Source organism: Streptomyces sp. UH6 (assembly GCF_013421635.1).
Taxonomy (GTDB): domain Bacteria; phylum Actinomycetota; class Actinomycetes; order Streptomycetales; family Streptomycetaceae; genus Streptomyces; species Streptomyces abyssomicinicus.
In genome coordinates this window covers 1-3,908 of sequence record NZ_JACADT010000534.1, presented here as the reverse complement: position 1 = coordinate 3,908, position 3,908 = coordinate 1, and the positions used below count along the sequence as shown (strand labels likewise).

The 3,908-nt window shown below is 71.0% G+C and carries 2 protein-coding genes; one reads left to right on the top strand and one right to left on the bottom strand.

Features of this window, described 5'->3' with window-relative positions; all coding sequences use genetic code 11:
- Positions 1–282: 282 nt before the first annotated feature.
- Complete coding sequence (locus HW445_RS21460; RefSeq protein WP_374939679.1) at positions 283–1,620, bottom strand: glycoside hydrolase family 18 protein; 1,338 nt, start codon at positions 1,618–1,620, stop codon at positions 283–285.
- 538 nt (positions 1,621–2,158) lie between these two features.
- Here HW445_RS21460 and HW445_RS21455 point away from each other — a divergent pair.
- On the top strand, positions 2,159–3,724 hold the full coding sequence (locus HW445_RS21455) for a S8 family peptidase (RefSeq protein ID WP_180222612.1): 1,566 nt from the start codon (positions 2,159–2,161) through the stop codon (positions 3,722–3,724).
- The last annotated feature ends 184 nt before the right edge of the window (positions 3,725–3,908 follow it).

Here is a 3,908-nt window from a genome sequence, read left to right as displayed (position 1 = left end):
TCAGCCGCCCGGTGGTCGTGGTCCGTTCCCCTGCCGGGATCCTCATCTCCAGCGTCCCCCTCCGATGGCGGGCGCCCCGTGGGGGCGCCGGCGGACTTCCCTTGCGTCACTGTGACGCCGGGGAGAGGGGGAAGGTGCGCGCCGGGGGGTTGCGCTTCGGTATCGGACCGGACACGGCACGGCGTCCCCGGGACCCGCCCCGGAGCGCCGGGTGACGTCCCGTCACGCGCGGAGCCGCCCGGACCGGTGCGTCACCGGTCCGGGCGGCCCCCGCCCGCGGCGTCAGCCGTTCAGGCCGGCGTCCAGCGCCTTGATCAGCTCGCCGTCCGGGGTGTCGCCGTCCAGCGACCAGATCATCGCGCCGCCGAGGCCGCGGTCCTTCACGTACTCGGCCTTGCGGGCGAGGACCCGCGGGTCGTCGTAGGTCCACAGCGTGGTGCCGTCGAAGATCCACGCGTGGCCGCCCGACCTGTCCCGGTGGACGGTCCAGGAACCGGACGCGACGAGGGCCTTGAGCTCCTCGTAGTCCGCGTAGCCGTCGGCCCACAGGGCGGGAGCCGGACCCGCGGCCGGCTGCCCCAGCCCGTCGCCGCCGCCGGTCACGCCGGTCCAGCCCTGGCCGTAGAACGGCACGCCCACCACGAGCTTGCGGGCGGGCGCCCCGCGCTCCAGCCACGCCTGCACGGTGCCGTGCACGCTGTAGTCGTTCTTCGCGAACAGGGCGGACTGCTGGTTGGCGACGGGCTCCCCGCTGACGTGGAAGTCGTAGCCCTGGAGCGTGACGAAGTCCAGGTTCTTCATGATCTTCGGGACTTCGAAGCCGGCGTCGATCTTCGCCTCGGCGGTGGGCACGAAGGCCGACAGTTCGTAGTGCTTGTGCTGCCGCTTGCCCAGCGCGTCGAGCTGCTTGCGGAACTCCGCGACCAGCTTGGTGAAGTTCTTCCGGTCCTCCGGGCGGAACGTGGTGTCCACGTCGCCCGACGAACCGGGCCACTCCCAGTCGAGGTCGATGCCGTCGAAGACGCCGGCCGCCGACCCGGGGCCGCCCCGGCCGCTGTCCGCGGGCAGGTCGCCCCTGATGTACAGGTCGATGCAGGAGGAGACGAAGCGCTTGCGGGAGGCGTCGGTGAGCGCCGCGTCGGAGAAGTGGGTGGACCAGGACCAACCGCCCAGGGAGATCATCGCCTTGAGGCCGGGGTGCTTCTCCTTCAGCTTCTTCAGCTGGAGGAAGTTGCCCGCCAGTGGCTGGTCCCAGGTGTCGGCCACCCCGTCCACCGAGTCCGCGGCCTCTAGCGGACGCACGTAGTCCGCCCAGGCGTCGGCCTCGCCCGGAATGTTGCCCATCAGGCACTCGCCCTGCGGACTCACGTTGCCGAACGCGTAGTTGAGGTGGGTCAGCCGCTCCGCCTGACCGCTCAGGTCGACGTCCTTGACCTGGAAGTCGCGGCCGTAGACGCCCCACTGGGTGAAGTAGCCGACCTGGCGGAGCGTGTGCCGTCCGGCCGCCGAGGAGGCCGTGGAGGCGGAGTCGGGGGCGGCGGACGATGCCGGGGCGAGCCCGACGACCAGTGCGAGTGCGGAAGTGACAACTCCCGCTGCGGAGAAGAGTCTTCGAGGCAGGCGCATGGCCGGGACGCTATTGGTCTGGACCACAGGGGGTCAAGGGTGGATGGGCGAATGAGGAGAACGGGAACAGGAAGGCGGTCTTCCGGGCGGGCCGGGCGGATGGCGTGAAAGTGACTCTGTGTGGCGGGCGCGACGGAACGGGGGAATGGCGCGAAGTCGGCCGGCCGGTGTCCGGAAAGCGTCCGGGTGGGCCTCGGTGAGGGGTGGTGCCTGGTCAGGGGGGTGTCGGGCCTTCCGTGGCGGGCGGCGGCCCGGCCGGCCGGGCGGGAGTGTGACGCTCGTCTCGTTTACCGAGCGTGTGTGTGTTGTTTGGTGGCGATTGGGTCGACGCCCGTTTGTGGCGCTGGTGTTACGGCTGAGTAGGACCCCTTGTGCAATCCGCGTAGACCATTCAATCTTTCGGCTTGGCGGCAGTCCTGAGTCGCCCGGGTCTCATGTCCACGATTGGCATGTACCTGTCCCTGTCTCGTCCGCCACAGCGGGCGCGACGGCCCCGAACCAGCGCTCCACCTATCGCAGGAGGAACCCTCAGATGGCAGTGATTCGGAGCCCGCGCAGCAGAATGCTCGCCGGCGTCAGCGCCCTGGCTGCGGCCGCCCTCACCGGCGGTCTGTTCACCGCGCTCCCCGCGAGCGCCGCCGAGGCCACCGGCACGATCGCCTACGCGAACGCGGAGAACGCGGTCGAGGGCAGCTACATCGTCACCCTGAAGTCCGACACCAAGGCCGGCTCGGCCAAGGGCAAGGACATCGCCAAGAAGCACGGCGCCCAGGTCGAGAAGACCTTCCGCAAGGCGGTCAACGGCTACACCGTCGAGGCCACCGAGGCCGAGGCCGCCAAGCTGGCCGCCGACCCGGCCGTCGCCCTGGTCGAGCAGAACCGTACCTTCACCACCCAGGCGACGCAGACCAACCCCACCTGGGGCCTGGACCGCATCGACCAGACCTCGCTGCCGCTGAACAGCTCGTACACCTACGACGACACCGCCGGCGCGGGCGTCACGGCGTACGTCATCGACACCGGTGTCCGCATCTCCCACAGTGACTTCGGTGGCCGCGCCCGCAACGGCTACGACGCGGTGGACGGCGACAACGTCGCCCAGGACGGCAACGGCCACGGCACCCACGTCGCCGGCACCATCGCGGGCACCTCCTACGGTGTGGCCAAGAAGGCCAGCATCGTCGGCGTCCGCGTGCTGGGCAACGACGGCTCCGGCACCACCGCCGGCGTGATCGACGGCGTCGACTGGGTCGCGGCCAACGCGGTCAAGCCCGCCGTCGCCAACATGTCGCTCGGCGGCGGCGCCTCCACCACCCTGGACGCCGCGGTGCGCAGGGCCATCGCCGCGGGCGTGACCTTCGCGGTCGCCGCGGGCAACGAGTCCGTCACCGCGACCGGTTCGCCGGCCCGCGTGACCGAGGCCATCACCGTCGGCGCCACCACCAGCACCGACGCGCGCGCCAGCTACTCCAACTACGGCTCGGCCCTGGACATCTTCGCCCCGGGCTCGTCGATCACCTCCGCCTGGTACACCGGCGACTCGGCGACCAACACCATCTCCGGCACCTCGATGGCCACCCCGCACGTCGCGGGCGCCGCGGCCCTCTACCTCGCCGACAACCCGTCGGCCACGCCGGCGACGGTCGCCTCCGCCCTGATCGCCAACTCGGTCTCCGGCAAGGTCACCAGCCCGGGCACCGGTTCGCCGAACCGTCTGCTGTACGTCGGCGCCGGCGGCACCACCCCGCCGCCCGGCACGTCCTTCACCAACGCCACGGACTACACGATCCGCGACAACACCACGGTGGAGTCCCCGATCACCGTGAGCGGCGTGACGGGCAACGCGCCGGCCACCCTCCAGGTGCCGGTCAACATCGTCCACACCTACATCGGTGACCTCCAGGTCCAGCTGATCGCCCCCGACGGCTCGGCCTACACCCTGAAGGCGTACGGCACCGGCTCCTCCACGGACAACATCAACACCACCTACACGGTGAACGCCTCCTCCGAGGTCGCCAACGGCACCTGGAAGCTGCGGGTCAGCGACAACGCCGCCGGCGACACCGGTTACATCAACAGCTGGGGTCTGACCTTCTGACGCACCGTCGGGCCACTCCCCGAGAGGCCCGTCGTGCACCCCTCCTCCCCCGGCCCCGCCCCCGTCACGTCCGCCGTGACGGGGGCGGGGTCGTCGGTGCGCCCGCCGCGGCGGCGCGGGTTTCGGGGGCTGCGGAACGAGGGGAAAACCGTTCGAATAGCATGCGCTCCTCGCGTGCGGCGTC

What these genes read in the sequence shown, in the direction of transcription:
- HW445_RS21455 (WP_180222612.1), top strand. Translation starts at nt 2,159, where the DNA reads ATGGCAGTGATTCGGAGCCCGCGCAGCAGAATGCTCGCCGGCGTCAGC.